The sequence below is a fragment of the Paenibacillus brevis genome (genome assembly GCF_018919145.1).
In the GTDB taxonomy this organism is placed as follows: Bacteria; Bacillota; Bacilli; order Paenibacillales; family Paenibacillaceae; genus Fontibacillus; species Fontibacillus brevis.
In genome coordinates this window covers 1-26,702 of sequence record NZ_JAHLQJ010000010.1, presented here as the reverse complement: position 1 = coordinate 26,702, position 26,702 = coordinate 1, and the positions used below count along the sequence as shown (strand labels likewise).

General features: G+C 49.7%; 31 protein-coding genes. 4 read left to right on the top strand and 27 right to left on the bottom strand.

Translation table 11 applies throughout. The features are described 5' to 3' along the window. Positions 1–82 precede the first annotated feature (82 nt). The 17 genes from KQJ23_RS12420 to KQJ23_RS12340 form a co-directional block, all read right to left on the bottom strand. Positions 83–1,690, bottom strand: coding sequence for a spore germination protein (locus KQJ23_RS12420; protein ID WP_216479388.1), 1,608 nt, complete (start codon positions 1,688–1,690; stop codon positions 83–85). 74 nt (positions 1,691–1,764) lie between these two features. Then, positions 1,765–2,187, bottom strand: coding sequence for a stage V sporulation protein AB (locus tag KQJ23_RS12415; protein ID WP_216479387.1), 423 nt, complete (start codon positions 2,185–2,187; stop codon positions 1,765–1,767). Then, positions 2,187–2,840 carry a stage V sporulation protein AA gene (locus KQJ23_RS12410; protein ID WP_249529724.1) on the bottom strand — a complete coding sequence of 218 codons (654 nt, stop codon included), beginning with the start codon at positions 2,838–2,840 and terminating at the stop codon, positions 2,187–2,189. Before KQJ23_RS12410 ends, KQJ23_RS12415 begins: the two co-directional genes overlap by 1 nt. Positions 2,841–2,928: 88 nt before the next feature. Continuing rightward, entirely contained in the window at positions 2,929–3,636 is a 708-nt protein-coding gene (gene deoD, locus KQJ23_RS12405; RefSeq protein ID WP_216479207.1) for a purine-nucleoside phosphorylase, read from the bottom strand. 60 nt (positions 3,637–3,696) lie between these two features. Next, the gene (sigF, locus tag KQJ23_RS12400; RefSeq protein ID WP_044479083.1) at positions 3,697–4,452 is read right to left on the bottom strand and encodes an RNA polymerase sporulation sigma factor SigF; all 756 of its coding nucleotides are present in this window, start codon (positions 4,450–4,452) and stop codon (positions 3,697–3,699) included. 11 nt (positions 4,453–4,463) lie between these two features. Continuing rightward, the gene (gene spoIIAB, locus KQJ23_RS12395; RefSeq protein ID WP_212941962.1) at positions 4,464–4,916 is read right to left on the bottom strand and encodes an anti-sigma F factor; all 453 of its coding nucleotides are present in this window, start codon (positions 4,914–4,916) and stop codon (positions 4,464–4,466) included. Beyond that, positions 4,913–5,266 (bottom strand): anti-sigma F factor antagonist, encoded by a 354-nt coding sequence (gene spoIIAA, locus KQJ23_RS12390; RefSeq protein ID WP_044479085.1) that lies wholly within the window; start codon positions 5,264–5,266, stop codon positions 4,913–4,915. The genes spoIIAB and spoIIAA overlap by 4 nt, the downstream gene beginning before the upstream one ends. A gap of 89 nt (positions 5,267–5,355) precedes the next feature. Next, positions 5,356–6,549, bottom strand: a complete 1,194-nt coding sequence (locus KQJ23_RS12385; protein WP_216479206.1) for a D-alanyl-D-alanine carboxypeptidase family protein — start codon at positions 6,547–6,549, stop codon at positions 5,356–5,358. Between the two features lie 263 nt (positions 6,550–6,812). Then, positions 6,813–8,144, bottom strand: a complete 1,332-nt coding sequence (locus tag KQJ23_RS12380; RefSeq protein WP_216479205.1) for a pyrimidine-nucleoside phosphorylase — start codon at positions 8,142–8,144, stop codon at positions 6,813–6,815. A gap of 14 nt (positions 8,145–8,158) precedes the next feature. Beyond that, entirely contained in the window at positions 8,159–8,992 is an 834-nt protein-coding gene (locus tag KQJ23_RS12375; RefSeq protein ID WP_216479204.1) for a purine-nucleoside phosphorylase, read from the bottom strand. A gap of 18 nt (positions 8,993–9,010) precedes the next feature. Continuing rightward, the gene (locus tag KQJ23_RS12370; protein ID WP_216479203.1) at positions 9,011–10,198 is read right to left on the bottom strand and encodes a phosphopentomutase; all 1,188 of its coding nucleotides are present in this window, start codon (positions 10,196–10,198) and stop codon (positions 9,011–9,013) included. 66 nt (positions 10,199–10,264) lie between these two features. Then, positions 10,265–11,179 carry a site-specific tyrosine recombinase gene (locus KQJ23_RS12365; RefSeq protein WP_216479202.1) on the bottom strand — a complete coding sequence of 305 codons (915 nt, stop codon included), beginning with the start codon at positions 11,177–11,179 and terminating at the stop codon, positions 10,265–10,267. 105 nt (positions 11,180–11,284) lie between these two features. Beyond that, positions 11,285–11,521 carry a DUF4227 family protein gene (locus tag KQJ23_RS12360; protein WP_216479201.1) on the bottom strand — a complete coding sequence of 79 codons (237 nt, stop codon included), beginning with the start codon at positions 11,519–11,521 and terminating at the stop codon, positions 11,285–11,287. Between the two features lie 154 nt (positions 11,522–11,675). Continuing rightward, positions 11,676–12,146 carry a ferric iron uptake transcriptional regulator gene (gene fur, locus KQJ23_RS12355; RefSeq protein WP_216479200.1) on the bottom strand — a complete coding sequence of 157 codons (471 nt, stop codon included), beginning with the start codon at positions 12,144–12,146 and terminating at the stop codon, positions 11,676–11,678. Positions 12,147–12,238: 92 nt separating this feature from the next. Next, on the bottom strand, positions 12,239–12,883 hold the full coding sequence (gene spoIIM / locus KQJ23_RS12350) for a stage II sporulation protein M (RefSeq protein ID WP_216479199.1): 645 nt from the start codon (positions 12,881–12,883) through the stop codon (positions 12,239–12,241). A gap of 107 nt (positions 12,884–12,990) precedes the next feature. Beyond that, positions 12,991–14,175: an endonuclease Q family protein gene (locus KQJ23_RS12345; protein WP_216479386.1), complete on the bottom strand. Its 1,185-nt coding sequence runs from the start codon at positions 14,173–14,175 to the stop codon at positions 12,991–12,993. Positions 14,176–14,177: 2 nt separating this feature from the next. Then, positions 14,178–14,750 carry an NUDIX hydrolase gene (locus KQJ23_RS12340; protein ID WP_216479198.1) on the bottom strand — a complete coding sequence of 191 codons (573 nt, stop codon included), beginning with the start codon at positions 14,748–14,750 and terminating at the stop codon, positions 14,178–14,180. Positions 14,751–14,835: 85 nt separating this feature from the next. Here KQJ23_RS12340 and KQJ23_RS12335 point away from each other — a divergent pair, with 85 nt between their 5' ends. Both KQJ23_RS12335 and KQJ23_RS12330 read left to right on the top strand, forming a co-directional pair. Beyond that, on the top strand, positions 14,836–14,976 hold the full coding sequence (locus KQJ23_RS12335) for a hypothetical protein (protein WP_216479197.1): 141 nt from the start codon (positions 14,836–14,838) through the stop codon (positions 14,974–14,976). Between the two features lie 54 nt (positions 14,977–15,030). Beyond that, a complete protein-coding gene (locus KQJ23_RS12330) occupies positions 15,031–15,987 on the top strand; it encodes a CDC27 family protein (RefSeq protein ID WP_216479196.1) in 957 nt (318 codons plus the stop codon). A 5-nt stretch (positions 15,988–15,992) separates the two neighbouring features. Here KQJ23_RS12330 and KQJ23_RS12325 read toward each other — a convergent pair whose 3' ends face one another. Next, positions 15,993–17,120, bottom strand: coding sequence for a M20/M25/M40 family metallo-hydrolase (locus KQJ23_RS12325; RefSeq protein ID WP_216479195.1), 1,128 nt, complete (start codon positions 17,118–17,120; stop codon positions 15,993–15,995). A gap of 115 nt (positions 17,121–17,235) precedes the next feature. On the opposite strand from KQJ23_RS12325, the gene prli42 reads away from it, so the two are divergent. Beyond that, the gene (gene prli42 / locus KQJ23_RS12320) at positions 17,236–17,337 is read left to right on the top strand and encodes a stressosome-associated protein Prli42 (RefSeq protein WP_216479194.1); all 102 of its coding nucleotides are present in this window, start codon (positions 17,236–17,238) and stop codon (positions 17,335–17,337) included. 107 nt (positions 17,338–17,444) lie between these two features. On the opposite strand, the gene KQJ23_RS12315 is transcribed toward prli42, so the two are convergent. The 4 genes from KQJ23_RS12315 to lpdA all read right to left on the bottom strand — a co-directional run bounded on the left by KQJ23_RS12315 (position 17,445) and on the right by lpdA (position 22,520). Then, entirely contained in the window at positions 17,445–18,821 is a 1,377-nt protein-coding gene (locus KQJ23_RS12315) for a dihydrolipoamide acetyltransferase family protein (RefSeq protein WP_216479193.1), read from the bottom strand. A 130-nt stretch (positions 18,822–18,951) separates the two neighbouring features. Next, positions 18,952–19,938, bottom strand: coding sequence for an alpha-ketoacid dehydrogenase subunit beta (locus tag KQJ23_RS12310; protein WP_216479192.1), 987 nt, complete (start codon positions 19,936–19,938; stop codon positions 18,952–18,954). Then, on the bottom strand, positions 19,929–20,969 hold the full coding sequence (locus KQJ23_RS12305) for a thiamine pyrophosphate-dependent dehydrogenase E1 component subunit alpha (RefSeq protein ID WP_216479191.1): 1,041 nt from the start codon (positions 20,967–20,969) through the stop codon (positions 19,929–19,931). The genes KQJ23_RS12310 and KQJ23_RS12305 overlap by 10 nt, the downstream gene beginning before the upstream one ends. Before the next feature lie 126 nt (positions 20,970–21,095). Next, positions 21,096–22,520 (bottom strand): dihydrolipoyl dehydrogenase, encoded by a 1,425-nt coding sequence (lpdA, locus tag KQJ23_RS12300; protein ID WP_216479190.1) that lies wholly within the window; start codon positions 22,518–22,520, stop codon positions 21,096–21,098. A gap of 152 nt (positions 22,521–22,672) precedes the next feature. Here lpdA and KQJ23_RS12295 point away from each other — a divergent pair, with 152 nt between their 5' ends. Beyond that, a complete protein-coding gene (locus KQJ23_RS12295; protein ID WP_216479189.1) occupies positions 22,673–22,954 on the top strand; it encodes a DUF2627 family protein in 282 nt (93 codons plus the stop codon). Positions 22,955–22,999: 45 nt separating this feature from the next. Here the strand turns inward: KQJ23_RS12295 and KQJ23_RS12290 are convergent, their stop codons facing one another. The 5 genes from KQJ23_RS12290 to spo0A all read right to left on the bottom strand — a co-directional run bounded on the left by KQJ23_RS12290 (position 23,000) and on the right by spo0A (position 26,408). Beyond that, entirely contained in the window at positions 23,000–23,230 is a 231-nt protein-coding gene (locus KQJ23_RS12290) for a hypothetical protein (protein ID WP_216479188.1), read from the bottom strand. Between the two features lie 61 nt (positions 23,231–23,291). Next, positions 23,292–24,296: a cation diffusion facilitator family transporter gene (locus tag KQJ23_RS12285; RefSeq protein WP_216479187.1), complete on the bottom strand. Its 1,005-nt coding sequence runs from the start codon at positions 24,294–24,296 to the stop codon at positions 23,292–23,294. After that, the gene (locus KQJ23_RS12280) at positions 24,289–24,624 is read right to left on the bottom strand and encodes an ArsR/SmtB family transcription factor (protein ID WP_216479186.1); all 336 of its coding nucleotides are present in this window, start codon (positions 24,622–24,624) and stop codon (positions 24,289–24,291) included. The genes KQJ23_RS12285 and KQJ23_RS12280 overlap by 8 nt, the downstream gene beginning before the upstream one ends. Positions 24,625–24,750: 126 nt before the next feature. After that, entirely contained in the window at positions 24,751–25,392 is a 642-nt protein-coding gene (locus KQJ23_RS12275; protein ID WP_216479185.1) for a DUF4352 domain-containing protein, read from the bottom strand. A 215-nt stretch (positions 25,393–25,607) separates the two neighbouring features. Continuing rightward, positions 25,608–26,408 carry a sporulation transcription factor Spo0A gene (gene spo0A, locus KQJ23_RS12270; protein ID WP_216479184.1) on the bottom strand — a complete coding sequence of 267 codons (801 nt, stop codon included), beginning with the start codon at positions 26,406–26,408 and terminating at the stop codon, positions 25,608–25,610. Positions 26,409–26,702: the final 294 nt, after the last annotated feature.

Genomic DNA, 26,702 nt, shown 5'->3' with positions numbered 1-26,702 from the left:
TTCATCAGTATATCAGACATCTTGTAAACTGAGAAATGGATTATTCGGATTATCATTTGTGTTAAAAGGCGGACATGCCGTGTCAGTTATTTTTTTGGGGCATCCTGGTATGATCTCTGGTTTTGTTAAAGGAAGGCCGCTGCTTCGATACCAATACCGGCACACGCACCAGAATTCCGGCCAATGCCTTGGCATTAAACGGGATGAACGGCCACAGATAAGATGAATTGAATGATCTTTGAAAGGTGAGGAAAATGATAAAGGCTGTCACTCCCCCTACCAGGCCTGCTACCCCAAAGATCGAGACTAATACCAGCATTAGCAGCCGGACTACCCGGTTAGCCAGCCCCAGCTCATAGCTGGGGGTCGCAAACATCCCGATTGCGGCTACCGCCATATAGAGCACAACTTCATTTACGAATATGCCGGTCTGCACCGCAATATCTCCGATCAGGATCGCTGCGATCAAGCCCATCGCGGAAGCAAGCGGGGTCGGGGTATGGACGGCGGCCATCCGCATCAGGTCTACACCGAATTCGACCAGCAGAAACTGCGCAATCAACGGAATCTTGGCCTGCTCCTGAGGCCCGATAAAGGCCAGCGCCACAGGTTTTAGCTCCGGATGAATGACCAGGAGCAGCCAGAGCGGCAATAGAAATAGGGAGGCGAAGATCCCGAGGAACCGCACCCAACGCAGATAAGATCCCATAAACGGGGTCTGACGGTTTTCTTCCGCATGCTGACAGAGATCGAAAAAAGTAGTCGGGAGAATCATAACGCTTGGCGACGTATCCACAAAAACCACGATTCTGCCCTCCATCAGATGTGAGGCAACCACATCCGGACGCTCCGAATACCGGACCAGAGGATAGGGGTTCCAGCCCTTCTTCACGATGGCTTCTTCCAGCTGCTTATCAGCCAAAGGCAGGCCATCCAGGTCAACAGCCTGAATCTTCTTGCGTACATCATCGATCAGTGTCTTGTCGGCGATATCGTCAATATAGGCGATACAGACATCCGTCTGAGAGCGGCGGCCGACCTTCATCGCCTCGAATTTTAACCCCGGGTCGCGCAGCCTGCGCCGCACTAGGGTCACATTGGTTAGCATCGTCTCTGTGAATCCGTCGCGCGAGCCGCGAACCACTCGTTCCAGAGAAGGCTCTTCAGGGCTTCGCACCGGATAATTCCGCGTGTCCAGCACGATCGCGGTCTGCTCGCCCTCTATGAACAACACGCTCATCCCAATCAGCACATCATTAACGGTCTGGCTGAGAGAGTCCGATTTTTCAACCTGAACATGAGGAATATACAGATGGAAGAAGGAGTGAAGCGCACCGGATTCAAGATCATCCGGGGTCAAATAAGTTAGGCGCTTCAGGATTTCCTGCAAAATATCATCCTTTGCAAAGCCATTTATAAAGAACAAGGCCGTCTTCTTGCCGCCAAAGGTCATTTCGCGGAAAACCACGTCAAACCCTTCCTGAAGTCCGATCACCTGCTCCAGCGTCAGCTTAGTTGTATGAAGACTGGGACTGATCTTATCACTTGTCTGCCAATAGATTACGGATTCCTTCACACCATCGGATCTTTCGGTTTCTTTCTTCCGTTGCAAAATCTCTGCCCTTTCTTCCTCATCGCCTCCCCAGGAGATGCGTTCTGTTCCGTCCAAAAAGTGCGGGAAACTGTTCATCTCCTCGTGAAGCTGTTCCTTTTCACCGGTTCCTCCGCGTTCCTGACTCATCATTATGGATACCTCCTATGCGGTTACTGTCTATAGATGAACCATTCAAATAATGAACCCGCGACCTTGCCGCACACCATCGCATACAACAGCTGGGTCATGTATTTATGCATGTGTAGCCGCTTCGCGAAGATGGGCAGCACATTCAACACCTCAGTCAGTGCAGCGGCGAGCATTCCGATGAATATGCCGTTGAACAAGCCGACAATTCCGCTGCCAATCCATGGCCCGGGAACACTCCAATTCCAGAAATCCGCTGCCGTTCCCAGCAAGGAGCCGCCAATCATAGCCCCTTCATACCAATGGACTTTATTATAGGATCGGGTAACCTGAGCCAGTCGAGGTATCATATCAAGCACAATGAAAAGGGCAATCACCCCCGTACCAACGGCGATTCCCCCTGCAAAACCCAGGAAGACAACAGCCACTTGCGAGACCAGGATCATCAAGGCTGCTTCCCCTTCGACGTTGACGTTGACTCGGCAAGCCGCATCTTCTCATATTCCTCCGCAATGACATACTGATTCAGGTTTTCCTGGTACAGGTACATTTCCACCTCGAGCGGAGTCGGCTCCTCATTCCATTTCTTCTTGAACAAATGATTGAAGAACAGAATCATGCCGAAGCCAATGCCCAGCGAATAAGCGACTTGAAACAAATAAGGATGCTCGTCTCTATGCCCGGTAATCATCTCGACGATACGTATGTGAACCTCTGGCATACTCACATCCGCATGGAAATTCATAATGGTCAGTCCCGCACCGAAAAATAACAGCAGCCACACCAGGACGAATAGAACGATTGAGGGCTTTTTGGGCGCTTTCTGAATCACAACCAGCACATGTGGCTCTCCGATAAACTCAATAAGCACTGAAGGATGCTTCGCTTTAATTCTTGAGATGATTTGCAGCATATCAATCACAATACGATTTCCATCGCTAGGCTCGGATCTGGACAGCACCATATCCAACAGTTCACGCTCCAGGCTCGGGTCAGCCAGAATCCGTGCAATATCCCTCAGCCTGATCGGAGCTCCTGCCGGATGTATCACCTGCTTGCGCAGCCGAACATAGATGACGGAAGCTTGACCCTGCAACAAACAGACCACCCCTTTCATGGCGAATTACCCATAGTATGCCATGGAGGGGTGGTCTCTACTCCGTAAAACGTTTATTTGATTGATGACACTATAGAGAAATGGCCGTCTCCAGCGCAACCTCCATCATCTCATTGAAGGTCGTCTGACGCTCTTCTGCCGTAGTCTCTTCTCCTGTCAACAGATGGTCACTGACTGTGAGAATGGTTAAAGCATTCACTCCGAATTTCGCAGCAAGGGTATACAGCGCTGTTGTCTCCATTTCGACGCCCAGCACCCCATATTTCATCAGCAAGCCTGTGACCGAGGTATCGTCCCGATAGAAGCTGTCGGAGCAGAAAATATTGCCGACATGCAGCTTCAGGCCCTTCTCTACCCCACGCTCATAAGCGGCCTTGAGCAGATCAAAACTGGCAATCGGAGAGAAATCATAGCCTTTAAAGATATGGCGATTCATGCTGGAATCGGTACATGCTCCTTGTGCCAATATTACATCACGCACATGCACATGCTCCTGCATGCCGCCGCAGGTTCCTACACGAATCAGATTTTTCACCTGATATTCCTGAATCAATTCATTGGCATAAATCGAGAAGGAAGGAATCCCCATCCCGCTGCCCTGAACAGAAATCCGCTTGTCCTTGTAGGTTCCGGTAAATCCAAGCATGCCGCGAACCTCGTTATAGCAAACGACATTGCTTAGATAAGTCTCGGCGATGAACTTTGCTCGCAGCGGATCGCCGGGAAGTAGAACTGTATCCGCGATATCCCCTGATTTTGCTCCAATATGTACACTCATAATTATAGACTCCTTCAATCCAATATCGTCATGCATGTCTATATTATATATGACGTGACACTATTGTGCGATTTGATCACGAATATTTTGCAGTATCTTCTTTTCCAGACGGGATACCTGGACCTGGGAAATTCCAAGCCTGGCCGCCACCTCGGACTGGGTTTGATCCCTGTAGTACCGCAAGTACACGATAAGTCTTTCCCGGTCACTTAGCCCGTCTATCGCCTCATGAAGCGCCAGCTTGTCGAACCACCGCTCCTGGGATTCGTCGGCAATTTGATCCATCAGCGTGATCGGATCCCCATCGTTCTCGAAGACGGTCTCATGGATCGAGGTTGGCGGCTTGTTGGCCTCTTGAGCAAACACCACGTCTTCCGGCGTCACTCCAAGCTCCTCCGCCACCTCCTTAATCGTGGGCAGACGGTTGAGCACCTTTGACAGCTCGTCTTTTTTCTTGCGAACCTTGTTCGCCATTTCTTTAAGGGAGCGGCTAACCTTAAGGGTGCCGTCATCCCGCAAAAAGCGCTGAATCTCTCCGATAATCATCGGCACTGCATAGGTGGAAAATTTGACATCATAGCTTAGATCGAATTTATCAACCGATTTTAGCAGGCCGATACAGCCGATCTGAAACAGATCCTCAGGCTCGTACCCCCGGTTCATAAAGCGCTGAACGACGGACCAGACTAATCGGATGTTGCTGCTTACAAGTCGGTCTCTGGCACCCGAATCCCCGGCCTGGCTAAGCGCGATCAGCCGTTTTACTTCTGAGTCGTCCAAATATTCTCTCGAGGCTTGCTTCACTTCAGCATCCATAGCTCCAACCCCTAATTGTATAAAGCTGTCTTTGATACAATTCTCTTCTTCATCCGGATCGAGGTTCCACCGCCAAGCTCACTGCTTACCTCAAACTCATCCATGAAATTCTCCATAATTGTAAAACCCATCCCCGAGCGTTCCAGCTCAGGCTTGGACGTAAACAGCGGCTGCTTGGCAAGCTCTACATCCTCGATGCCGCGCCCCTTGTCCTCTACCGTCAAGGTCACCGTATCTCCTTCAATCAAAGCCGATATGGTAACAATCCCTTCGGGATCTCCGTCATAGCCATGAATAATGGAATTGGTCACCGCTTCAGAAATGACCGTCTTCAGATCCGTGATCTCATCCATGGTCGGATCAAGCTGCGAGACAAAGGCAGCGACCGTTACACGGGCAAAGGATTCGTTCTCGCTTCTGGCAGCAAACTGCAGCGACATAAAATTGCGGCCGGGTTGGTTCATAGTGCGACCTCCAATTCCGTAAGAGCTGTGGCTTCATTTTCGTAAACAGCCATGATTTTAAACAGCCCCGACATTTCCAACAAGCGGTACACCTGCGGATTTACGCCACATATGACCATTTTTCCGCCTTTGAGCTTGATCTGCTTGTAGCGGCCCAGGATTACCCCGATCCCCGAGCTGTCCATAAACTGCAGTGACTCCAGGCTTAGTACAAGATGACGGCAGTCGCCGCGTCCGATCTCATCCTCCAGCATAATACGGACTTTATCCGCCGTATGATGATCGAGCTCCCCTACCAGACGCGCCACAAGGGTGTTGCGATGCCTTATCATATCCATGTGCAAATTCATGTCTGTTCACTCTCCTCCCTGTCATGAACACAACAATTCTACAGCTCGTTCAGAGAATCCTGCCGGATGACAAAACTAGAAGAAAACTGCTACGAATCTACAAAGAAAAGATGTGAGGCCGTACGTTTAAACATGGTCCACCATCCTGCCTTTTCGATCGAAGAGGCTGCCTTCAGTTCGAATTCAGTCAGCGGCTTGCCGTCCTGATAAATGATCAGCTTGCCGATCATCTGCCCTTCATGGATTGGAGCTGACAGCTTGTCAGGAAGCTCCAGCTTTTGCGTAATGTCTGCCGGCTGAGACCCCTTTTTCACCAGAACATTCATTGTTCTTGACGCTGCCAGATCCAGCTGGGAAGCTTCACCGCGATGCACCTTCACCTTTCCGATGACTTCCCCCGCTTTATAGATCGGATGCAGCGCATACTGTGAGAAGGCATAATCAAACATAGAAGATACTTCACTGTTCCGGGTCTTTGTGTTCGGTTCTCCAAGCACGACAGCGATCAGACGCAATCCATCGCGCTTCGCGGTTGCTGCCAGACAGAATTTTGCCTCCGAGGTGTAGCCGGTTTTCAGACCATCTGCCCCGCTGTAGAAGCGAACTAGCTTGTTGGTATTCACCAGCCAGAACGGCTTCTCCGTCTCCTGGCGGAGATAATCCTGATAAGCACCGGTATAAGCCGTGATCCCTTCATATTTCAGAAGCTCGCGGCTCATCATTGCGATGTCGTGTGCTGAAGAATAATGGTTCTCCACGGGCAGACCGTTGCAGTTGGAGAAGTGCGTGTCCTTCAATCCCAACTCCTTTGCCTTCTCATTCATCATGTTGACAAAGGCTTTCTCGGTTCCGGCGATTTTCTCAGCCAAGGCTACAGAGGCATCGTTGCCTGAGGCCATCGCGACTCCTTTAAGCAGTTCGTCGACAGTCATTTCTTCGCCTGGCTCCAGGAATATTTGCGAACCGCCCATGGAAGCTGCATATTCACTTGTCGTAACCTTATCGTTCAGCTTCAGCTTGCCCTGATCGATGGCTTCCATCGTGAGCAGCATGGTCATAATCTTGGTGATGCTTGCCGGAGGAAGCTGTTCATGACTTTTCTTCTCAAATATAACTGTTCCCGTATCCGCATCAATCAGAATGGCGGATAGCGCCTGTTCAGCCAACGCAAGCTCCGAGGCAGTGTTGCCGGGCTCTTCGACCACTGCTGCCCTTGCCTGTACCGCTCCAAGAGGTACTGCCAAGAGCAAGGCCATACAGCACAGGATTAACCGTTTCTTCAACATAAGTCCCCCTTAATCTAGGAATTACAATTCTGATAACTTAGTATGAACCAAAATTTGTAATATTATTCCTAGCAGCTTGACGGACTCTGTTGAGTTTTACGGAGAGATAATAGATGTTTTGAACCGCTGCGGGCAAAGGTGTATTTACGGCCCTATAACTTTTTTTGCAAACGCAAAAAGGGGCAGCCCGGAAGTCAGTTATCACTAACTTCCGGGCTGCCCTGCAAAGGAAATAAATCTATTCAATTGCTTGAAATCAGCTAGAATCTCTTAATTCCTTCAGGAGTGACCAAGGCAAAGACGAGAGGGCGTCTCGGAACCTTTGATTCCGTAATTCCATAAGCTTCAAGAACTTTGGATTTTGCTTCTTCAAGCCTGTTCTCATGGGCACGGTTCAGGTGAAGCACTGCTATTGTCTCGCCCGCTTCAACATAATCCCCGATCTTCTTGTGCAGAATTAAGCCTGCTGCAAGATCGATCACGGAATCCTTCGTTTCCCTGCCAGCGCCTAAGAGCATAGCCGCTATGCCGATCTCTTCGGCCTGGATCGACTCCACATATCCAGCCTTCTCTGCTTTCACTTCAACATGAAGCTCAGCGGCCGGCAACTGGTCAGGATGATCAATCTGTGCGGCATTGCCGCCCTGAGCCTCTACCATCCGTTTCAGGCTGTTCAGCGCCTCTCCGCTATCCAGCTTGGCTTGCAGGAGGGCCCTCGCCTCCTCTTCATTGCCGGCCTTGCCTCCAAGAATCAGCATATGGGAAGCGAGTATCAGGCATACTTCAGCCAGATCCTGCGGACCTTCTCCACGCAAGGTAGCAATCGCCTCCTTAACCTCCAGGGCATTCCCGATTCCAAAACCCAGCGGCTGATCCATATCACTGATCACGGCAATCGTACTGCGCCCGACCTGTGTGCCGATATCTACCATAGCTTTGGCCAGCCGGATGGAATCGTCAAGCGTCTTCATGAATGCCCCGCTGCCGGTCTTCACGTCCAGAACAATCGCATTCGCACCGGCTGCAATTTTCTTGCTCATAACGGAGCTGGCGATCAGCGGTATCGAGTCTACGGTCGCGGTAACATCGCGCAGACCATAGAGCTTCTTGTCGGCAGGCGTCATGTTGCCGCTTTGTCCGACGACTGCAAGACCGATCTCATTTACTTGGGCAAAGAATTGCTCTTGATCCAGCTCTACCGAAAAGCCGGAAATGGCCTCCAGCTTATCAATCGTTCCGCCCGTATGCCCGAGTCCGCGCCCGGACATCTTGGCTACGGGAACGCCGGCGGAAGCGACGAGCGGTCCCAGAACGATAGTTGTCTTGTCTCCAACTCCGCCGGTCGAATGCTTATCTACCTTGATGCCATGAATTGAGCTCAAATCGATCATGTCGCCGGATGTGGCCATATGCATCGTCAAATCAGCGGTCTCCCGCGCATTCATCCCTTGATAATACACAGCCATGGCCCATGCAGCCATTTGATAATCAGGAATACTGCCCTCGCTGTATCCCTGGATCAGAAAGCCCAGTTCTTCTCCTGATAATTCATGTCCGTCTCTTTTTTTGCGGATCAAATCCACAGCTCTCATTGCTCTTCACCTCATCACTTCGCCATATCCGGAATAATCGCCAGTACAAGATTCAAAAATTGCTCCCGCACCCGATCCGTTGTCTCCATCACCTCGTCATGGGATAAGGGTTGATCGAGGATCCCGGCGGCCATATTGCTGATACAGGAAATTCCCAGCACCTCAATGCCGGCATGTCTCGCTACGATCACCTCAGAGACCGTGGACATCCCTACGGCATCTCCCCCAAGCGTTCGCAGCATACGGATTTCAGCGGGCGTCTCATAGGTAGGGCCAAGCAGACCTGCATAGACGCCCTCCTGTACGGAAATACCCTGCTGCTTCGCGGTTGTCCGCGCCAACTCGCGCAAGCGGCGGCTGTAGGCCTGGGACATGTCCGGGAAGCGCACACCCAGCGCATTATCATTTGGACCCATCAACGGGTTGGTTCCGGTCAAATTAATGTGATCCGAGATCAGCATCAAATCACCCGGATTGAACGAAGTGTTAATGCCGCCAGCTGCATTAGTTACCAAAAGTGCGGAAACGCCCAGCTCCTTCATGACCCGAACCGGAAAAGCCGTCAGCTCAGGACCGTAGCCCTCATACATATGGAAGCGTCCCTTCATCAGAACGACCGGGGTTCCGTTCAAGCTCCCGATCAGGAGCTCGCCGGCATGGCCTTCCACCGTTGATACCGGAAAATAAGGAATTTCGCTGTATGCGATGCTGACAGCATCCTGCAAATGATCTGCAAGAACGCCGAGACCGGACCCCAGAATAAGTCCAACCTTCGGAGTCATATTTGTCTTGGAGCGGATAAAATCAGCCGCTTCCTTAATCATGCCAATCGTAAGTACATTAACCATTGTCCATCTCTCCCCTGCTTATTTCAGTTGGCCTAAAAAGCTCTTTCCATGCACTGTGCTCTGAACGCCGAAGTTGTCCGCAATCGTTGCGGCAAGATCGGCATAACTGGCACGCACACCCAGACTTCCAGGTGAAGTCAATCCCTTGCTGTACACAAGCAATGGCACATATTCCCGGGTGTGGTCTGTCCCCGGATGCACCGGATCATTTCCATGATCCGCCGTAATCACCAGCAAATCACGTTCTCCGGTCCGTTCCAGCAATTGCGGAACATACGCGTCAAATTCCTCCAATGCACCCGCATAGCCTTCCGGATCCCGACGATGGCCGAATAAGGAATCAAAGTCAACCAGATTGGTAAACAGCAATCCGTTGAACGGCTGCTCCATTAAGCGGATTGTCTCCTGAATCCCGTGCAGATTGCTCTTCGTCGGATACGACGCTGAGATGCCCTCCCCGGAAAAAATGTCATTAATCTTCCCTACAGAGATTACATCCTTGCCGGACTCCTTCAATGCATTCAGCACGGTTGGTTCGGGCGGAGATACTGCATAGTCGTGACGGTTCGGCGTACGCTTGAAGGCCCCGGGCTCGCCTACGAACGGTCTTGCGATGACTCTTCCCACCGAGTGCTCTGGAGCCAATGTCAGGCGGCGTGCGATTTCACAGGCCCGATAAAGCTCTTCAAGCGGGATGATCTCTTCATGAGCGGCAATCTGGAATACACTATCTGCCGAGGTATACACGATCCAGGCCCCGGTCTTCATGTGCTCTTCACCCAGCTCGTCCAGAATTTCAGTGCCGGATGCAGGCTTGTTCCCAATCATCTTGCGTCCGGTCTCCTGCTCAAAGCGAGTAACCAAATCCTGCGGAAAGCCTTCCGGATAAGTCTGGAACGGAGTCTCAATCTTTAACCCCATCAGTTCCCAGTGACCTGTCATCGTATCCTTGCCTGTTGAAATCTCCGCCATCTTGCCATAATAAGCTTCCGGCGACGCAGCCGGACCCAGATTAGGCAAGTCAGCGATATTACCTAAACCGAGCTGCTGAAGATGAGGCAGCTTGGTGCCTGGCACCCGCTCCAGAATATGTCCGAGCGTATGGGAACCAAGATCCCCAAAGCTCGCAGCATCCGGCAATTCTCCGATTCCTACACTATCCAGTACGATGACTGTTATTTTGTCAAAACGGTTATCCTTTGTCATCCTTGTCACTCCTTCTATCCTGCTCCATTTAGTAATCCCTAGACCCGCACAAACCATTCGGAGCACTTATTGAGACGAATCCGAATGCCGTACTTTTGCTCGGGGGTGAAATTGATCATATACCGCCTTCAAATTCGGCTTGGATTGCGCAAGATACAGCTGAATTGTAGCAAGATCGCCATGTCCGAGCATCTCTTGAACCGAACGGACATCCGCGCCGCCCTCCAGCAAATGCACTGCACAGGAATGCCGCAGCGTATGCGGAGTGATTTCCTTTGCGAGTCCCGCCCGATCCGCATACTTTTTCAGCAGCTTCCAGATACCTTGCCTGCTAATCCTTTCCCCGGAACGGTTCGGGAAAAGCGGCTTCTGCTCAAGGCGCAGGGCCTGATCCCCCCAGGTCTCCCTTAAATACTTGTCCAGCCATTTGGCTGTTTCCATGCCAAACGGCAAAATCCGTTCTTTGCCTGCATCTCCTGAACAACGCAAAAACCGGACGCCGGTATCGACATCCCGTATGTTCAAGGCAATAAGCTCGCTGACCCTAATTGCCGTAGCATATAGCAGCTCCAGAATCGCCTTGTCTCTCAGTCCCAATGGAGTACTATGATCCGGCGCCTCAAGCAGAAGCTGTGTCTCTTCAAGCGAGAGGGTATCAGGCAGCTTCTTCTCCAATTTGGGCGGAGTAACCGCTGAGGCAAGATCTTGCTCAATGATGTTATCCTGCAGCAGAAATTGGAGGAATGCCTTCAGCGCAACCGAGCTTCTTGCAATCGTAGCCGGAGCTTTGCCTTGTTCTCTCAGCCGGGCAAAATATAACATCACTCCGGTTCGGGTAAGCTCAGGATAGGCCGAAATTCCCCGGTCCGCCAAATATTCCAGAAAGTGTCCAATATCTCGACTGTAGCCCTCCAGCGTTGACGGGCTTAGCTTCCTTTGCTGCGTTAAGTAGTTGATAAAAGAGGCTGCGGCCTGCTGCACGTCCAGTACCCCCTTTCAAGCTGTCGGATCATGTCATCAGATGACTATTTCCCCTCTACTCAACTATTCCACATTTCCGGCGGTTTTCCCTGCCAGAATTTCAACTCATTCTCCGTACCAATAGAACAACTTAAGTCGTTCCGCCAAGTTATCCGCATCGGACACCTCAGTCGCATCCCCGTAAAATACTTTTACTGCCGAGCCCTCAGGAACCCGATATTTATCGGGTTGCAGAACATATTCCTTCATCAAGCCTATTGCATAGTAAAACATGTAAGAAAGCAACATAAATATTAAAGCATATTTCAAACGCAATAACCATTTACGCAGGGAGATTACCATAGGCCCTCCTCATACTTACCCGAATTAGCGGTCTTAAAGAGATTGTTCAAGACATTACCGCTTGTACATTATATTGAACGCAGGGCTTGAATATGAGAAATAAGCGCAATAAAAAACTCCATCCGGCCAAGCGGTTGGAGTTCCTGTATTATAATTACTTGCTATCGTCCGGAGCCGAATCCCCGTTCTTATCCTTACAGCGGTAACAGATGCCCTGAAAGTCGAGCCGGTGATCAAGTACGGTGAAATTAAACTCCTTCTCCAGCCGTTCCTCCAGCGGACCCAGCCAATCTTCCTTGATCTCGTCCATCGCTCCGCACTGTACGCAGATTAAATGATGGTGATGATGTTTGGTGGTATCCGTACGCAGGTCGTACCGGGCCACCCCATCGCCGAAGTTGATCTTCTCTACCACGTGAAGTTCGCTTAACAGCTCCAGTGTCCGATAGACCGTAGCCAATCCAATTTCAGGAGCTTTATCCTTAACAAGCATAAAAACATCTTCAGCACTAAGATGATCGTCTTCATTTTCAAGCAGGACTCGAACCGTGGCTTCCCGTTGGGGCGTCAGCTTATAACCGTGGGATTGCAGCTGCTGTTTGATTTTATCAATTTTGGATTCCATGTTTTCCCCCCCAGGATTCGCCGCAACTTGCATATAAATCACTTCTTTCATTATAGGGGGTCTGAATCAACAAAGTCAAACATTAACTGGCATTATCCACCGATCAGCGCTTGCTGCAGCATCGGAGTCACCCAAGCCATCATCGATGGGCTTACATAAGTTTCAAAAGATGCCACGGCCAGCAGTACTGCGGCCATCGCAAGCGTCAAACCTGTATAGGAAAGGAATGGCTTTGCAACGCCTCCGCCCCGGTTCAGCAGAACCCGGTTGCGGATGATTCCTAATGAGAACCCTACTGCTGCAACACTGCTGACCAATAGTGCCGGAATGACGAACAAATTATGCGGTGCCACAGAGACCAGAGCAAACAGCAGCCCTTTCCAGGTGAACTGACCAACCAGACAGCCGACCGTAAAGCCGATCAAGACTCCCTTCAGAAAATCGAGGATCAAAATGCCTGGCAAGCCGATGACAGAGAGTCCCAGCAGCCAGATCAGCCCTAACCATTTCAAATGCAGACTGGCTACCTGCCAATAAGTCATTGGCTGGAAGCTCTCGCCGCCTTCCTGAATGGATACAAAGAAATTGCCAAGATACCTTGATAAATCCTGCTGCTGCTCTAGTGTCAGCGCATTGACCATCAAGGCGCCGAACACTACTCCCATCAAAAAGAGTACCGAGACAAATACATATAACGGGGTCTGATCCTTCAATGTGTGGCGTATAGGTTGGAGCATCCGGCAGCAGCCTCCTGTTCTCAGTTCATGTTCATAAATAAGTTGAACTACTTTACTTTATGAACAAGCCCTGCTACTTATGCAGGATGCGAACAGAACCTAACCCGTTATTGCCCGACTTTGCCGTATATGCCTCCCCCTCCGGATTGAAGAGAGAGTCTGCCGCTTCTGGCAGCGGCGATCCAACCCGCTAATTCCGGGCCTACCACCCGTGCAAGCTCTTCTTCCGGAACGCGGTGCAATATATTCATCTCGGTTCCAAAATGCTCCAGCAAGCGGTCAAGCTTCGCTGGACCTAATCCGGGAATGAAATCAAGCGGTACTTGATTGAAATAAGGAGGGCGGTGCTTCGGAACCTGCATCATGGGACGATCCGCGATGGAGAGGATCCGGTCAAGCACCCCGCGAACGATCTGCTTGCTTCCGCAGCTTGGACAACGCTCAAGCATCGGTTCATCTCCGCTTGCGGTTGTACCGCATGTACTGCAAAAGGAACGATGATACTTGCCCAGCCGGGGATCAAGGCCATAGTTGGCTACAATGGACCGACCATCCTGGCCGGACAGTGCACGCTCGAATTCGCTGTACGAGGGAGCCGACAGCAACAGTTCATTGTATTCCCTGCCAATCTTCCCCAGGGAATGCGCATCGGAATTACTCAAGAGAGGATACCGATCCAGTTCACTGATCCAGCCTGCCATTTGGCTATCCGAGCTGAGCCCCAGCTCCACAGCCGCTATCCGGTCAAGATCAAGCACATCCGCCATTCGCGGTGAACAGCTTCCATAAATACTCCGGTGAGGGGTGAAAATATGAGCCGGAATCATCATTCCTCCACGGGCATAGACTTCCTCCTGAAGCGCATGTGCCGAAACATAAATCCGCTGAGAGCTGAGATGAATATTTTTCATATGCTTAGACATCCACCCAGAGAAATCCACCATTTGTTCCAGGTAAGGAAAGAATACAAGCAAATGTGCCGGGCCCATTCCCGCCTCGCGGATCTCAATCTCGCTGCCAAGCAGGATTGTTGTGCTTCTGTATGCAATCCCTCCCTCATCAAGCTCCCGCATCGTCCCCTCTTCCAGGCATGCCATGATATCCTGCTGAACTCCGGGAGAGTGGCAGTCAATAATGCCGATCAGGCCAATTCCTTTTCGCTCAGCTGCTTCTTTGGCAATATTGGCAAAGGTCAGGTTCCTGCTGCCGCTGATCTTTACAGGCGCCCCCTTGGACGTCTTGCCAATGTGTATGTGCAGATCCGCATAGATGCTAACAAGCTTCTGCTCCATCATTACTCAACCGCCGTCGCATGCTGGGACTGCTCTTGAATTCTTTTCAATTGCCAATAATAAAAGGCCAATAATGTCTTGGCATCTGAAATTCTCCCCTCGGAAATATACCGCTGCGCCTCATCATACGTGGCTTCAATAATTTCAAGGAATTCGTCCTCGTCCGGAGACATCGCTCCAGCGGTCAATTCTTCGGCCAAGTAGAGATGGATGATTTCATCGGCAAATCCAGGGGAGGTATAGAACGAATGCAGCAGGGTGATTTTACCGCAGGTATAGCCTGTCTCCTCCTGAAGCTCGCGCCGCGCTGCCTCAAGCGGATCTTCGCCCTTCTCCAGCTTGCCTGCCGGTATTTCCAGCTCCGGTCTACCCATCGCCTGACGGTATTGATCCACAAGCAGCAGCCGATCCTTGACGATAGCGACTACAGCGACAGCACCCGGGTGCTTGACGATTTCGCGCGTGGCCTGGCTGCCATCCGGCAGTTCCACAGTATCAATTTGCAGGGAGATGACCTTTCCTTCAAAGATCGGCTCCGTGGATATTGTCTTCTCGTCTAATCGTTCGTTTCCCATTCCCGTACTCCTCCTGTCATAACTTGTCCCTTCCGGACATATGGTGTTATTATACCAAACCTGATCGAAAAAGGAGATTTCTGCGATGAAGACCACTCTTGGCGCGCAAGGGCTTCGAATACAAGGAAAAGGCTGGCAGGTTCGGATTTTGCTGTCCCAATGGAGCAGATCCGCTAGCGCCGGTACAACCCTGCAGCAGTGGCTCACCCTCCCGAACAAAATGTAATGATTTGTTATTCATTTGCATGAAATTGGTTTAAATGTTTAATGGAGGTGCGACATGCTGTTACAGCAGATGCTTAACCATGGCGAGACATTGCTTCGTAAAGGAGCCTCAGACACCGTCATCTTTGAGGCATTACAGAAATACATACATCATCCGGACATCAGTCCAGAGGAAGGCCGGGAATGGTTGTTCACTTCCTTATACCGGCTCGGTGCTTATACATATGCGATTGAACATCTCTCCCCCCTTCTGCTGGAAAAGGAACATATACGGCGCCAATATGCAGAATGCCTGATCCGTACCGGACAATATCAGGCTGCCCTGAACACGTTGGAGAATTGGGTCATGAGTTTGGCTCCTGAACAAGACATGACAGAGCTTCACCCTCAGCTTGAACTGTGGGTGAAGCTTTGTCGGCTTGCCGAGATATTAGTGGTGAAAGGCAGCCCTGAGCCTGCGCTTGCGTTCAATGAGCTGCCATTGGACCAAATTCAGGCATTGATGGGAGCGGCCGTGAAAATGGGGGTTCTTCCTGTCGCAAGCGCGCTAGCTGCCAGTGACGAATTTCTTAGAGATGATTATATTCTTGTCCTGTATAAGGAAGGTTATGTGGAGCTTGCAAGGTTAGAGCTCAATCGAATTGGTAAGGAAAAGCTAAGCGAGGAAGGTACAAACTATCGCCATGCCTGCTATATCTATGCAGAAATCCTTCATGATGAGGGTCAATTTGAAGAAGCAGCCGGAATCTTCGAACGTATTGCCGAACAGTTCCCTGATATGGCCAAGGCCAGATTCGGTGCATGCTCCTGCTATCTGCACACAGTGATGAACCGGCTTACCGGACGTATAGAGCTATATCGTCCCGGCCGCGAGGAACAGAGCATTATCGAACGGCATTTGGACGATATTTCCCGGGCCTTAAACATCATCTACGAGACAAAATGGCATACGGTCTGGCCTGCGACACAAAGCCGGAATCTTCCGATCCCGGCTTCTCAAATACTGCAATAATCAAGTTATTTGCCGGACTGTGCGATAATTTCAAGCACATATTCAGCCAGTCGTTCGATATCTTGCCTGCGAATTCTTTCTGCCGTGGTATGGATATGCTCATAGCCGACCGCCAGATTCACGGTAGGAATTCCGTGGCCATTAAACACATTGGCATCACTTCCGCCGCCGGAAATAAAGGTTTTTCCAGATAATCCTAATTGGGCTGCGGCACGTTTGGCCAGTTGCACGACCTCATCACCTTCCTCAAAATGAAATGCCGGATAGGCTATTTGACTGTGGAATTCACCTCGCGTGCCAAATTCCGTACAAGCTGATTCCACGGCTTCGCGCATTTGCTTAATTTGCGCTTCTATCTTCGCTTGCGAGGTGCTGCGAGCCTCGGCATACAGCTTCACATAATCGGTAACGACATTCGTCTCCCCGCCACCTTCAAATTTCCCGATATTAGCCGTTGTTGTCTCGTCAATCCGCCCGAGCTTCATCCGCGAAATTGCCTTGCCTGCCACTTGGATCGCACTGATTCCATCTTCCGGATTCACGCCAGCATGCGCAGACTTGCCGAAAATTTCAATGTCAATTTGCGCCCGGGTCGGAGCTCCAACGCAAATGGAGCCAACCTCGCCATTGGAATCCAGCGCAAAGCCGTACTTTCCTTCAAGCAACTCCGGATTCATCGCACGAGAGCCTGTCAATGCCATTTCCTCTCCAACGGTAATGACAAACTGGAGCTGACCATGGGATAATCTCTGTTCCTGGAGACTCTGAATCACCTCAAACAAAACGGCGATCCCAGCTTTGTCATCCGCTCCAAGAATGGTCGTTCCATCACTTTGAATCCATCCATCTTCTCCAATGACCGGCTTGATGCCTTGCCCTGGTGCCACTGTATCCATATGACAAGTGAATAGGAGCGGAATCCCCGCCCCGCCAGCTTCATTAGCAGGAAGCGTAGCGATTAAGTTTCCGGCTCCATGGCCTGTTCGGCCGGCCGAATCATCCTCGGTCACCGTTAGTCCAAGTGCAGTGAATTTTCCCTTTAACACATCTGCGATCTGACGTTCATTCCGGGTTTCACTGTCAATTTGCACCAGCTCCAGAAAGAGCTCGATTACTCGATCCTTGTTGATCACAAAACTTTCCCCGCTTTCCGTTTTACGATAATATAGTATTAATTGTGTACAAGAGAGGCTCAAAAAGTCATCGATTGAACTTTCGTTTAAACATCTTAAGGAGGACCCTATTTTTATGAAAAAAAACAAGTGGTTTAAAATCGTTATCTATGTGATGTTATTTGCGATGGTGGCTTCCACGCTGATCGCATTGCTGGAGCCGTTCTTTTTACGCTAAGATCCATACATCTATCTCCTCGCCGTACCCGCAGCAGATGCCGAAGCAGCAGCAAGTTGGCTACCTGCTGCTGCTCCTCATTCATTAGCTTATTCTGATATCCGATATTAATACACCTGTGTCTCCAAAGAGTAACTCTCCATATTATCCTTCACACGCTGCATAAAGCGTCCGCAGATAACCCCATCCAAAATACGATGATCCAGGGACAGGCACAGATTCGCCATCGAGCGTACCGCGATCATATCATTGATTACGACCGGCTTCTTCACAATCGATTCAAAGGTAAGGATCGCCGCTTGCGGATAGTTGATAATCGGCTGGGTGAGAATCGACCCGAACGAGCCTGTATTGTTGACCGTAAAGGTTCCGCCCTGCATATCATCGAGCTTGAGCTTGCCGGCACGAACCTTGGTTGCAAGCTCATCGATTTCGCGGGCAAGCCCGGCGATATTTTTCTGATCCGCCTTCTTGATTACCGGTGTAAGCACGGAATCTTCCGTACCCACTGCAAGAGAAATATTGATATCCCGCTTCACGATAATTTTATCGACCGCCCATACCGAGTTCATAATCGGATAATCCTTGATTGCGCTGACCACGGCTTTAAGCAGAAAGGCTAGATAGGTTAAATTAACGCCTTCCTTACGCTTGAACTCATCCTTAATCTTATTGCGCAATTGGACCAGATTGGTCACGTCAACTTCGATCATCATCCAGCCATGCGGAATCTCCGAGACGCTCTGGCGCATCCGGGTCGCAATCGTGTTGCGGATTGGCGTAACATCGATGAAGTATTCCGAACGATCTCCACCCTCAACCTCAATCGTAGGAATTTTAGGCGTTTCTGTCAGATGCAGACCTGAATGACGAACCGGCTCCAGTGCTGCACGGCTCAAATCAGCAGCGACAGTGCCCGGGCTCGGAGTCGCCGGCGCCATAGTCGGCATTGCTGCCATTGCACTGTGCACATGGGCCTCCGGAGCCGGCTTGCTTCCTCCATTCTCTACAAAAGCAAGCACATCCTTGCGGGTAATTCGTCCGCCAAGTCCGGTTCCTTGGACTTGAGCAAGGTTAACCCCATGCTCGGCAGCCAGCGTATGCACCGCTGGAGAATAGCGTCCACGCTGCGATTCATCAGCATGTCCTCCCGATGAGGCAGTTTCCCGCACCGGCTCAGCTTGAGCTGCCCTTGGAATGGCTGCTTCTTGTATAGGCTCATCTGATGCAGCAGTGAGCTCCATCCGGCAAATCGCTTGTCCAACGGCCACCTCTTCACCCTCAGCCGCGAGCAGCTCTCCCATCACGCCATCAACTGTGGAAGGAATCTCCGCATTCACCTTATCGGTGATGACTTCACAGATCGGATCATATTGCTCCACTGTATCTCCTGGCTTCTTTAGCCACTTTCCAATCGTTGCCGACACAAGCGATTCAGCCAGCTGCGGCATGACGACATCGATTACTTGCTTGTGAGATGACATCTCTCATTCACTCCTATTCGTTAAGAAAAACTTCTGCCGGATAACGCCCCAAGAAACAGACCGCAACCAAGGAAGTCTTTCCTGCGATTAAAGTTCAGCCTCACTGATCATACATGAATTTCTATAATCTTTAAAAAAGCGCAAGCTGCAGCATCGCGTCCTTCACTTTGTCCTTGCTCAGCATAAAGAATTTCTCCATCGGCGGACTGATCGGCATGGCCGGTACGTCCGGACCGCAGAGACGCTGAATCGGCGCATCCAGCTCGAACAAGCATTCTTCTGCAATAATCGCCGATACTTCAGCACCAACGCCTCCGGTCTTGTTGTCTTCATGAATAATGAGGACCTTGCCGGTTTTGCGTGCAGCAGAAATGATCGCTTCCCGATCCAGCGGCTGCAAGCTGCGCAGATCCAGAATGTGCGCACTGATGCCTTGCTCATTCGCCAGTTCTTCTGCTGCCTGCATGGCAAAATGAAGAGGAAGACTATATCCGATCACAGTAATGTCGCTGCCTTCACGCAGTACATTTGCTTTCCCGATCGGAACGATGTAATCATCCTCAGGCACATCCTCCTTGATCAGCTTATAGCACTTCTTGTTCTCAAAGAATAAGACCGGATCCGGATCGCGAATCGCCGCCTTCAACAGACCCTTGGCATCATATGCAGAGTATGGCGCCACAATCTTGAGTCCAGGTGTTCCAAAAAAGATCGACTCAGGACATTGGGAATGGTACAAGCCGCCAAAAATCCCGCCGCCAATCGGCGCACGCACAACCACTGGACAGCTCCAATCATTATTGGAACGATAACGAATTTTAGCCGCTTCACTAATGATCTGGTTCGTGGCAGGCAGCATAAAGTCCGAATACTGCATTTCAGCAATCGGCTTCATCCCATACATGGCAGCACCGATTGCGACTCCGGCAATCGCCGATTCCGCAAGCGGAGTATCCAGCACTCTCAGTTCACCGAACTGCTCTTGAAGACCCTTGGTGGTCGTAAATACGCCGCCTTTTACACCGACATCCTCACCAAGCACAAATACGGTTTCATCCCGTTGCATTTCTTCCTTCATCGCCAGCCGAATAGCGTCGATATATTCCATTACCGCCATGCCGACACCTCCTCATCTCCGGCATAGACATGCAGCAGCGTATCCTCCGGTTTCGGGAACGGTGAATTCTCCGCAGTCACGATAGCTTGCTTCAACTGCTCCGAAATGTCCCTGGCCAATGCTTCATCCTGCTCCTCGCTCCAAAGCCCTTGATCGATCAAATAGGTCTTCATTCTTGGAACCCCATCATTCTTCCAGTTCTCTTCAACTTCCTCTTTAGTCCGGTAAGCCAAATCATTATCGGACGTGGAGTGAGGAGAGAGACGATACATCATCGCTTCAATCAAGGTAGGACCTTCCCCGCGGATCGCCCGTTCTCTCGCTTCCTTGACAACACGGTATACCTCAAGCGCATCGTTGCCATCAACTCTGATGCCTGGGAAACCATAGCCAAGCGCACGATCAGACACCTTGCCTCCAAGCTGCTTGCGGACTGGAACGGAAATAGCATATTGGTTATTTTCACACATAAAAATGACCGGCAGCTTCTGTACTCCGGCAAAGTTCAGCCCTTCGTGGAAATCCCCCTGGTTACTTGAGCCTTCGCCGAAGGTTACGTAAGATACGATATCCTTCTTCTGCATTTTCGCAGCCAATGCAATACCTACGGCATGCGGAACCTGTGTCGTTACCGGACTTGAGCCGGTCACGATTCTGAGGCGTTTGCAGCCAAAATGACCCGGCATCTGACGGCCGCCGCTGTTCGGATCTCCTGCCTTCGCGAAGGCAGACATCATGAGCTCGGTCAAGGTCATGCCGACGGTCAATACGAAGCCGTAGTCCCGGTAATACGGAAGGAAATAATCCCGCTCCCGGTCCAGAGCAAAGGCTGCTGCTACCTGCGCCGTCTCCTGCCCGATACCTGATACGTGAAAATTAGTCTTCCCTGCCCGCTGCAGAAGCAGATTGCGCTCATCAAACTTCCGCGCAAGCAGCATATATTTGTACATGTCGACGACTTGCTCATCCGACAACCCAAGCTGCTTATGTTTTGCTCCTGTCTGAGCTTCCGTTAAGTGATTTGAATTCATGGGAGTTACCTCCTTTTGTTGGCCCTAATCTTAGTAGTTAATGCTCATCTTATAACCTGGTACTAAGACTTGGAATAACCTTATTATAATCCCTTTCCGGCAAAAAGGAAAATAAACTTATATAACCTACAAATTAAGGGCACGGCCATCGATAGCGAGCGCTGCTTCACCAAAGATTTCCGACAAGGACGGATGTGCAAATACCGCTTGTCCAATCTCCCAAGGGGTCGCGTCGAGCAATTGTGCCAATGCCGCCTGGGCGATCAATTCGGTTGCATGGGCTCCGATAATTTGAACACCAATCAAATCATCCGTATCCGCATCAGCAACCAGCTTCAAGAAGCCTTCCTTCTCGCCTTGAACAAGCGCTTTTCCAATCGCTGCAAATGGAACCTTGGCTGTCTTCGTATTCCGTCCCTTCTTTTTGGCATCCTGCTCGGTATATCCCACCGAGGCCACTTCAGGACGCGTATATACACATCGCGGAACCTGAGATTCCGCATAGGTATGAGAAGTCTCCCCGATCATATGTCCGACAGCGATCAGTCCTTCATGACTCGCCGCATGGGCAAGCTGAAGCCCCCCGATGCAATCACCAATGGCATAGATATGCGGCTCCATAGTCTGCATATGCTCATTTACTCGAATATAACCCTCTTTTGTCAAAGCAATATCGGTATTCTCCAGACCAATATTCTCCACATTAGCCTGGCGTCCTATGGATACAAGAATCTTGTCAGCCTCAAGGCGTTCATTCTTCTCCCCGTTCTGAACCGAGATTTGAATGCCTTGTTTCGTGGTCTCATAAGTATCTGCCAGCACCTTAACACCCGTCATTACCGTAATCCCCCGGCGCTCCAGGTGTTTGCGCAGTTCACGGGAAATTTCGCCATCCTCAGACGGCAGCAATTGATCAGCCGCTTCAACCAGTGTCACCCGCACGCCGAAATCCTGAAGCAGGGAGGCCCACTCCACGCCGATTACTCCCCCGCCCACGATTAATATCGATGCTGGCAACTCCTCCAGCGTCAACGCTTCATCACTACTCAGCACAGAGACACCATCCGGCTGTAAGCCAGCCAGAGTCCGCGGGCGAGAGCCTGTCGCGATAATCAGGTTGGCCGGCACGACCGTCTCCATCTCATCATTGTTGAGCTCTACCGCAACGGCTCCGCTCTTCGGTGAGAAGATCGATGGACCGATGACGCGCCCTCTTCCTTCGATCACCTGGATCTTGTTTTTGCGCATCAGGGCTTGAACGCCTTTATGTAATTGATCGACGATCGCCTGCTTGCGCTGCTGCACCTTCGGATACAATAGCGTAACCTCGCTGCTGGCAATACCGTAATCCTCGCTATTTTTCATCTGTGCATACAATTCCGCACTACGGAGCAGCGCCTTACTTGGAATACATCCCCGATGCAGGCATGTCCCGCCCAGCTTGTCCTGTTCAATAATCACAACCTGCTTGCCTGCTTGAGCCGCACGGATTGCCGCTATATAACCACCCGTTCCTCCGCCCAGCACAGCTACGTCGCAATGAATCGCCATATTCTACTCTCCACCATTCTTGAATAATATTCTTGTTCCATTGTACCTCGTTTTTATCGTATTACAAATAAACATGGAAGCCTGGCAATAGACAGTCCTTTAGGAAAAATGTATGATAAATGTAACATTGACATGCGGAGGATGATCAAGTAATGAAGTTGATACTATCCCGATTTATCGCAATCCTCATTCTGGTCATCCCCGGCATTGCCGCCATGATCGGATTCCTGAAAATCAAGGATGCCATGTTCGATTATATGGTCCAGCATGGAGACGATGAACTCGTCCAGGTATCCTTTCGGTGGGGCGAATTTCTATTAGGGTTGTTATTATTCGCTGCCGGTATTTCTTTCCTTGCCGGCTGGATCTACTTCAGGGATAAAAAGCGTAATTATGCCGGTCCGAGAAAAAAGGGACGGGGCCTTAGGGTATAAGCACAAAAAATCTTTCCTGCCATGTACGCGGGAAAGATTTTTTATTTATTCATACAACGCTTCCTTCAGCTTCGTGGACATTTTCGGTTTACTGCCTGCGGATAATCGTCGGATCGTGTTGCGCAGCCGCGCATTCTCCGCTTGCAGATCTGTTAGCTGCTCCAGCAATGCTTGAATCTTCATGCGATCCTTCTTCTGGAGTCCGGGAAGTTCAAGCAATTTGAGCAGCGCTTGATCATAGTCCTCCGTGCCTTGCTTCGGTTCTTCCTGTTGCATGCTTTGCCTCCTAACCAGGGCCTTCGTTGACCCGTCAACCTCCCTATTTTACCACATTATCTTATACAATAAATGCCGGGTGTTTAATGTCTTCTGTCTCAATCTGAATCGTTGCATGACTGATTCCGAATTGTTGTTCCAGCAAAATGATTGCTTCTTGAAGCACGCTTGACTGATATGCAGGATCAGAAACCACAAGATGACAGCTTAAAGCATCCATTCCCGAAGTGATTGACCAGATATGAAGATCGTGCACATCAAGCACAGCCGGCAACTGCTTCAGCTTCTCCTGAACTTCCTTGACATCAAGACCTTGCGGCACGCCTTCCATTAACACATGCAGGGATTGAGCTATAACTCCCCAGGCGCTCCTTAGTATCAAGAGAGATACGAGCACACTGACGATGGGATCGAAAATATACCAACCAAACGCCCACATCATGATTCCGCCAAAAATCGCCCCTACAGAGCCCATTGCATCGCCAAGCACATGCAGATAGGCACTACGGAAATTGATGTTTCCTTTTACGTCGCCCTTTTTCATCAACGCCCAGGCGCTAGCAAGGTTGGCGATAAGGCCAATCGATGCGATCAGCATCATTGGACCACTGGAGACTACAGGGGGATCCATCAATCGCTTATAGGCTTCCCAAATAATAAAGCCCGCAATAACGAATAACGTAACTCCATTGAGCAGCGCGGCCATTATCTCTAACCGGTAAAACCCATAACTCTTGCGTGAAGTGGACGGACGTGCTGCAAACCAGATGGCCAACAGACTAAGGACTAAAGAGCTGGCATCGCTCAGCATATGTCCGGCATCGGATAGAAGGGCCAAGCTGTTTGTAACCCACCCCCCGATACATTCAAGCACCGCGATGGATGCCGTGATTCCCAACGCGATTAACAAACCTGACTTATTGCCCGATCTTGCATCCCCAAAATGATTATGAGAGTGGCCATGCGCATGGCTGTGAGTGTGACTGTGACTGGGACCATGAACTTGCTCATGAGAGTGGTCATGGTGATCATGTGCTTGATGATGGATGCGCGAATTTTTACTCATCATCCTCACATCCTTCTCCGTGCCCGCATACAGCGTGATCGATGGCTTGTTTCAACAAAGAGGTAACATGGTCATCATCACAGCTGTAATAGAGCGTATTCGCCGATCTTCTATACTTCACCAGCTTGATGCTCCTTAGAAAGCTCAATTGATGCGACACACCGGATTGAGAGATGCCCAGCACCTCTGACAAATCCGTGACCGAGCATTCTTCTTCTGTCAATATGCTCAGAATCCGAATCCGGGTTGGATCTGCGAGCGCCTTAAAGATAACCGATACTTGGTTTATCGTATCATCCGATAATACAGTATGCATTTCTCTTTTCATTAGAATCACCCTTTACTTTATATGAGCATATGTTCATATATAGAATAATCCTCTGCTATATTATTGTCAATATGAAGAATAAAAAAACGAGCCCCGCCGATGGCGAGACTTGTTTAACAAACAATCTTACTGATTTTGCAATAAAATTTTTACTTTTCCATCATCATTAAAAAAACTAAGAGCTGTTAAATCAACCTGAACTTCGAGTTCCTCCCAGTCGCTCGGCACCTGATACGTGAGGTTCCCCTTCATTTTCTTCCCTGCTGCCAGGTCTCCATTGAGAGTGGTGTCCCCTCCTTTAAGAACATGGACACTGAGATCCTCGTTGATGGAGAATCCGTCCTGATAGGCACTGAACATAACTGCGGAGCTAACTATGTAATCTTTCTCCGAAATATTCTCAATCAAAAGGCCGATCGAAAGAAACTCATTGCCCTCTTCCGGCTGCAAGAACTCATTATCACTTTCCACTTTTTCAAATTGCTCCACGGTAATTTTAAAATTCTTGGTTTGAATCGTTTGCCCCGCCGCTGTAATTACATTATCGTCGTCCTTTGCAGCTGGCTCACCAGGCTCCGCTTGATCAACGCCTTCTTCCGGCTTATCCGTGGGCTCAGCACCGACAGCCTTATCATCGGCTTCATTCACTTGGTTGTTGGTTGCTGCTTTGTCGGAAGAATTCAAATTAGCACCAATCGCACCAATAATTACAACGATAATAAACCAAATCCACCACTGTTTATACCATTTTTTCTTTGCTTTTTCCAAGTCTGATCCCCCTAAAAAGTTAAATTAATTAGATATTACCACCATTCAGGAGGGATTCAAGCGCCAAAAGGTTCAAATTTTAATGAATAAATCATAATTCTATATACATTGAACTACTGATCATATATTAACAAAAGACTCCTTTGCCGGCGTTTGCTCATGCCAACAAAGGAGTCTTCAACTGCATTTCTTTTCTTTTAATCCTCCTTACCCTTTCACGACACCTTATGCTCGATTCTCAGCTTATCAGCTACCATCGCAATAAACTCACTGTTGGTTGGCTTGGACTTACTGATGTTGATCGTATAGCCGAACAAATGGCTAATAGAGTCGATGTTGCCGCGCGTCCAGGCCACTTCAATAGCATGGCGAATGGCGCGTTCCACACGGGAAGGCGTTGTCTTGAATTTCTCGGCGATCGCCGGGTAGAGCGTTTTCGTAATTGCTCCCAGTATTTCAATATTGTTATATACCATGGTGATTGCTTCACGAAGATATTGGTAGCCTTTAATATGGGCAGGAACACCGATTTCATGAATGATGGATGTAATATTGGCGTCCAGATTTTTACCCTTGCCCAAAGGTACTACATTGGATTTAGCAAATGAGGTCTGAGTTGTGCTCACACTTGACTGGACTCCCACAAGCTGACGAATACGGTTAGCCAACACTTCCATGTCAAATGGCTTAAGGATGTAATACGATGCCCCCAGCTGCACAGCACGCTGTGTAATGTTCTCCTGACCAAAAGCCGTCAGCATAATAATCTTCGGCTGAGGATTCATGTTCAGATCACGCAAGCGCTCCAATACGCCAAGCCCGTCCAGGTGGGGCATAATAATGTCCAGAATAAGTACGTCCGGAACCTTTGAAGCATTGTTGATCATCTCCAGAACTTCTTCACCATTGTATGCAATTCCTGAGACGATCATATCGTCCTGCCCCGAAATGTATTCCGCGAGCAAATTTGTGAATTCACGGTTATCATCCGCCAACAACACTTCAATTTTCTGCACTGACTTTCTGCCTCCTTAAGTAATTAAATAAGATTTTAACTTTTCTCTTCCAGAATAAGGTTTCGACACGCAGAAGTAAATTCCTTCTGTCGAAAATTATTTTTCTTTATTTTTTTAGTCCATTAGGATATAATTACATATTTATCTACATATTATGATTCCTTTCCGTTAATTTCGACAAGATTACCTTGTTTCACCAGCCCCTTTACTATTATCGGCGGGCAATCATAACCACCCGTCAAACGGGTGGTTTGCTCTAAGGCTATAAGCCTTTATTACCGGCTCGCGTCTAAA